The following is a 5,681-nucleotide window of genomic DNA, read 5'->3' as shown; positions in this document are numbered from 1 at the left end:
CCGGTATTTAACTGCTTTTATGCAAAAGTCTCAAATTAGTGAGCACCACTAGTAGTAAAAGATTAGACTTAGATTAAATTTAGACGGCAAACGGAGAGTAAATTATTTAAAGAAGAGTTTTTACAACTACTGTTTTAATAGCAGAAGCTTCAACTACAACAATCAAAGCAAATTCTTAAACTTGTTCCACGTGAAACATCAACTCTTTAAAATCAATTTATAGCGGTAATTATCTATGGTAAAATACATCAACATAAATTCTAAAATGCAGATGGATAGATTACTCGCCTTATACTGCGTTACGTGGTTTCACCATAAAAATAAAGGCGCATCTTAATTAATTGATTCAATAAAATATTATCTCCGTCTCAGCGCTATAAATTTTTTATACCCTTAAAATATCATGGACTTTCCAAATAAATTTGATGTAATTGTTGTTGGTGGGGGTCATGCCGGTACGGAAGCGGCCTTAGCTGCTGCTCGTATGGGATTTAAAACCTTGTTGTTAACACACAATATCGAAACACTCGGTCAGATGTCTTGTAATCCCTCGATTGGTGGGATTGGTAAGGGGCATTTGATTAAAGAAATTGATGCGCTCGGCGGCGCAATGGCACAAGCTATTGATAAGGCGGGTATTCAATTTAGAATTCTTAATAGCTCTAAAGGCCCTGCAGTCAGAGCGACGCGCGCCCAAGCAGATAGAGTCCTATATAGAAATGCGATTCGCTATATCTTAGAAAACCAAGAAAACCTTTACTTATTCCAGCAAGGCGTCGATGATTTATTGATTGAAGGCGACCGTGTGATAGGTGCAGTGACTCAAATCGGTTTAAAGTTTTACGCACCGGTTGTTATATTGACAGCAGGAACATTTCTTAACGGTAAGATTCACGTTGGTCTTGATAATTATTCAGGTGGTAGAGCTGGAGATCCGCCATCGGTCAGTCTTGCTCATCGTTTAAAGGAGTTAAACTTAGCTCAGGGACGGTTAAAAACGGGTACGCCACCTAGGTTAGATGCGCGTACTATTGATTTTACGCACTTGGTTGATCAACCAGGTGATACCGATCCTATACCCGTTTTCTCCTATCTGGGACGTACAGAACCACCCCCGCCACAAATTTCGTGTTGGATTACGCAGACGAATGAACGTACCCACGACATTATCCGTAGTGGCTTTGACCGTTCACCGATGTTTACCGGTAAGATTGATGGGGTCGGTCCGCGTTATTGTCCATCGGTTGAGGATAAGATTAACCGTTTTGCCGATAAAAACTCACATCAAATCTTTCTAGAACCCGAGGGATTACATACCCATGAGATTTATCCAAACGGTATTTCAACGAGTTTGCCATTTGATATTCAATTTAAGTTAGTGCGTAGTATCCGTGGTCTAGAAAATGCACATATTTTGCGACCAGGCTATGCCATTGAATATGATTATTATGATCCATGTGAATTAAAAGCTAGCTTGGAAAGTAAACACATTAAGGGTCTATTCTTTGCCGGACAAATAAATGGTACTACTGGTTATGAAGAGGCAGCTGCTCAGGGTTTATTAGCGGGTATTAATGCTTGTTTACTTTTACAAGGTAAGGATAGTTGGACGCCGCGCCGTGATGAAGCCTATTTAGGTGTGTTGGTCGATGATTTAATTACCCGTGGCGTGACAGAACCATACCGTATGTTTACCTCACGCGCTGAATACCGACTAAGTTTACGTGAAGATAATGCCGATTTTAGATTAACAGAAATTGGTTATCGTTTAGGTGTGGTACCTCAGGCACGTTGGGAAGCCTTTGCTGCTAAACGTGATAATGTTCAAGCTGAAATCAAGCGTTTACATTCTATTCGGGTGCACGGAGAGACCTTTGATAAAAACGAAGCGGCTGCCGTCTTAGGTACTGCACCTGAAAAAGCTTATGTTTTAGCTGAACTACTTAAGCGTCCGAATGTTAGTTATAAGGCCTTAATGAGTTTAAAAAGCAAAGAGGGTGATAGCTTTAGCACGGATAAAACCTTAAGCCATGATGAAATTGATCAAGTGGAAATTCAGATTAAATATGCTGGCTATATCGATAGACAGCAAGAAGAAGTGAAGCGTCAACAGCAATTTGAAAATATGAAAATTCCAGCTGATTTTGATTATGATGCGATTAGTAACCTATCGATTGAAGCGCGTTCATTTTTGAATAAGCATCGACCCGAGACCATAGGTCAAGCGTCTCGTATTTCCGGTATTACGCCTGCTGCTATTTCACTGTTGTTAATCCACTTAAAGCGGGCACAGCAGTCGTTAAAGGCCTAATCTAACGCTAAAGCTATGCTAGCTTATAAATAAATGTTTCACGTGAAACAATGCGAATTAACACCAGATAGGTAAGGTTCATATGACAGACTTTAGTATCCGTCTAGAACGAGCTGCAGAACAAATGGGTTTAAGGCTTGATGATAAACAAAGGCAGGATATTTTGCTCTACCTTGAGCTTATACAAAAGTGGAATAAAACGTATAATATCACTGCGATAAAAGATGCTGAACAAATTTTGATTCAGCATCTATTTGATAGTCTTGCTGTAATACCGTCCTTAGTTGAACGCTACGATCCACAATTACCATTGACTGTATTGGATGTGGGTTCAGGCGGAGGCTTGCCTGGTGTGGTTATTGCGATATGTTGTCCTCAGTGGCAGGTGACATGTGTGGATGCGGTTGAAAAAAAGACTGCATTTATTACCATGGTCGCTGGACGCCTGGGTTTGAAGAATCTGCGTTCAAAGCACGGTAGAATTGAAGACTATCGTTCACATGAAGCAGATTTAGTGATATCTAGAGCTTTCGCATCTTTACGCGATTTTGCTAATTGGTCTGGTCATACCTTAAAAGTTGGTGGTCTACTGGCGGCGATGAAGGGGCATTATCTAGCCGATGAGGTTGCTGATTTAGAATGTAATACAGATTGGCAACTAAGTAGTTGGCAAAAACTGCAGGTGGTGGATCTGGATGCTGAGCGTTGTTTACTATGGATAAGTAAAAAGGATTAGGGTGGTTAAATTGCCTAAAATATATTGTGTAGCAAATCAAAAGGGTGGCGTGGGTAAGACGACCACCGCAATTAATCTTGCCGCTGGTCTTGCCTCGAATAAGAAAAAGGTTCTTTTAATTGACCTCGATCCTCAGGGTAATGCGACCATGGGTTCTGGTGTCGATAAAAATGATTTAGAATCAAATGTTTATCACGTATTAATAGCTCAAGCAGGCATTAATGATGCCGTTGTTAGCTCTGAAACAGGTGCTTATGATGTACTAGCCAGTAATCGCGAGTTATCTGGTGCTGACATTGATTTGATGGAATTAGAAGACCGTGAGTATCGCTTGAAAAATGCGATTGCTGAATTAACTAAGCAATATGATTTTATCTTAATTGATTGCCCACCCACCTTATCCTTATTGACGATTAATGCATTAGCAGCTGCCGATGGCGTGATTATTCCAATGCAGTGCGAATATTTCGCCTTAGAGGGCTTATCGGATTTAGTTAATACGGTTAAGCGTGTACATCAAAATATTAATCCTAATTTGGAAATCACCGGTTTATTACGTGTGATGTATGATGCACGTATGACTTTGCAGCAGCAAGTCTCCGAGCAATTGGAAGAGTATTTTGGCGATAAAGTATTTAAAACACTTATTCCGCGCAATGTTCGTTTAGCTGAAGCGCCAAGTTATGGGATGCCTGGCATTCAATACGATAAATCATCGCGTGGCGCAAAAGCTTATATGCAATTTGCTAAAGAGCTTTTAAAAATTACTAAGAAAAAATAATTAAAGTAATTAGTTTAAGTTTAAATTAAAGTATCGAGAAATGGTTAATAAATCAGTAAGTAAAAAAACAGCGTCTAAAACTACCGTCACTAAAAAAACAAGTGCAAAAAAAGCAACAATTAAAGCCACTGCCGCAAAAAAACAAGCTAAGGGTTTAGGTCGTGGATTAAGTGCTTTGTTAGGTGATGATATCGGCATGGCTCAGGTTCTTAGAGGAGAGGCGACCGTTGATAGCGGCACGAAGGCCACAACTGAAGTGGCTACACCTCAAAGCGAAGGCGAAGCGTCCAGCACAAATACATTGCAATTAAAGCAATTGCGTGCAGGTAAGTATCAGCCACGCAGCAAGATGGAACAGGAAAAGTTGCAGGAATTGGCTGACTCGATAGCGCGTGAAGGGATTATGCAGCCCTTACTGGTACGTCCTTTAGCGGGAACTAAGGACGCTTTTGAAATTATTGCCGGGGAAAGACGATTTAGAGCAGCAAAAATCGCTGGTTTAAATGAAGTGCCGGTCCTCATTCGCGATGTAAGTGATGAGCAAGCCGCGATTATGGCGCTTATCGAAAATATGCAGCGTGAGGACTTAAATCCTTTAGAAGAGGCCAAAGGTATACGACGCTTAATTGATGAGTTTAATTTTACGCATGAACAAGCAGCAGAAAGTATTGGACGTTCGCGTTCATATACCTCTAATTTGCTAAGATTACTTAATTTAGCTGAACCCGTTCAGGAGCAGTTAATCGAAGGCTTAATTGATATGGGCCATGCTAGAGCCTTATTAGCACTTAACTCAGCAGAACAAATTCTATTAGCTCATCAAGTGGTCGCAAAGCAGTTATCAGTGCGTGAAACAGAGCGTTTAGTGAAGCAATTTTTAAATCAAGATAAGCAACAGAAAAAGCCTGTCAGCAAGGAAAGAAGTCGTGACGTGCTGCGTTTAGAAGAAGCCTTGTCGGACTATTTAGGTACAACAGTAACAATCAAGGTAAATGCAAAACAAAAAGGGCAGTTACTGATCGATTTTCATGATTGGGAGCAGCTAAATAATCTACTAGAAAAGCAAGGCCTAGCGGATGTGATTGAAAATTGAAAGCAACGCTCAGGGCAGAGCTTTAGCTCGCCTTTTGAGTTTTTTATCAAATATATGGATATGTTGTCTAAAAGCTTGGCTAAATAGCAACAAAAACACAACATTTTTAATTATCAGCATGATAGTATTTGACAAATACCAAATAACTTATTATCATAATTAATTCTTTGCGGTGGAGTGTCCGAGTGGCTAAAGGAGGCAGACTGTAAATCTGTTGGCTAACGCCTACGTTGGTTCGAATCCAACCTCCACCACCAAAGAGTGTTGCTTAGAGCCTAATAGTTATAGATGTAGGGTCGTTAGTTAGGTATCCCATTGCGGGTGTAGCACAATGGTAGTGCAACAGCCTTCCAAGCTGACGGCGTGGGTTCGATTCCCATCACCCGCTCCAACTGTCTTTATATCTGTTCTCGCTAGGACTAGCAAGCATCAATTTTCACCCCAGATAATTAGAGTAAATAATCTGTAACAGGCAAATGATTTACTCTAGCTATTTGTAGCTAATAAGAATTGTTGTTTTGAATATTGTGTAGGAATTACACCGGCAATTATTATTGATTTAATAGCTGGCTACTCAATGCACAAAGCATCAAGTTTCCTAGTGCCCAAGTGGCTCAGTGGTAGAGCACTCCCTTGGTAAGGGAGAGGTCGCGAGTTCAATTCTCGCCTTGGGCACCACTACATTAATTATCACACTAACTGTCAGGAATCTTTCAGGAGTAGGTCATGGCAAAAGGTAAGTTTGAACGTACCAAACCCC

4 protein-coding genes and 3 tRNA genes are annotated in these 5,681 nt (G+C 40.5%); all 7 read left to right on the top strand.

Annotation, left to right across the window (positions count from 1 at the left end):
• Positions 1–403 precede the first annotated feature (403 nt).
• The 7 genes from mnmG to HMPREF3179_RS01965 all read left to right on the top strand — a co-directional run bounded on the left by mnmG (position 404) and on the right by HMPREF3179_RS01965 (position 5,599).
• Entirely contained in the window at positions 404–2,311 is a 1,908-nt protein-coding gene (gene mnmG, locus HMPREF3179_RS01995) for a tRNA uridine-5-carboxymethylaminomethyl(34) synthesis enzyme MnmG (RefSeq protein ID WP_070469482.1), read from the top strand.
• A gap of 82 nt (positions 2,312–2,393) precedes the next feature.
• Positions 2,394–3,047, top strand: coding sequence for a 16S rRNA (guanine(527)-N(7))-methyltransferase RsmG (rsmG, locus tag HMPREF3179_RS01990; protein WP_036560582.1), 654 nt, complete (start codon positions 2,394–2,396; stop codon positions 3,045–3,047).
• Between the two features lies 1 nt (position 3,048).
• Positions 3,049–3,828: a ParA family protein gene (locus HMPREF3179_RS01985; protein ID WP_070469480.1), complete on the top strand. Its 780-nt coding sequence runs from the start codon at positions 3,049–3,051 to the stop codon at positions 3,826–3,828.
• Positions 3,829–3,868: 40 nt separating this feature from the next.
• Positions 3,869–4,921 carry a ParB/RepB/Spo0J family partition protein gene (locus HMPREF3179_RS01980; protein WP_141743418.1) on the top strand — a complete coding sequence of 351 codons (1,053 nt, stop codon included), beginning with the start codon at positions 3,869–3,871 and terminating at the stop codon, positions 4,919–4,921.
• 171 nt (positions 4,922–5,092) lie between these two features.
• Positions 5,093–5,178, top strand: a tRNA-Tyr gene (locus HMPREF3179_RS01975).
• Between the two features lie 60 nt (positions 5,179–5,238).
• A tRNA-Gly gene (locus HMPREF3179_RS01970) sits at positions 5,239–5,312 on the top strand.
• Between the two features lie 212 nt (positions 5,313–5,524).
• Positions 5,525–5,599 (top strand) — tRNA-Thr (locus tag HMPREF3179_RS01965).
• Positions 5,600–5,681: the final 82 nt, after the last annotated feature.

The organism is Oligella sp. HMSC09E12 (genome assembly GCF_001808505.1).
Classification (GTDB): domain Bacteria; phylum Pseudomonadota; class Gammaproteobacteria; order Burkholderiales; family Burkholderiaceae_B; genus Oligella; species Oligella urethralis.
Note: the sequence above shows the minus strand (reverse complement) of the source record. Positions and strands in the feature narration are given on the sequence as shown.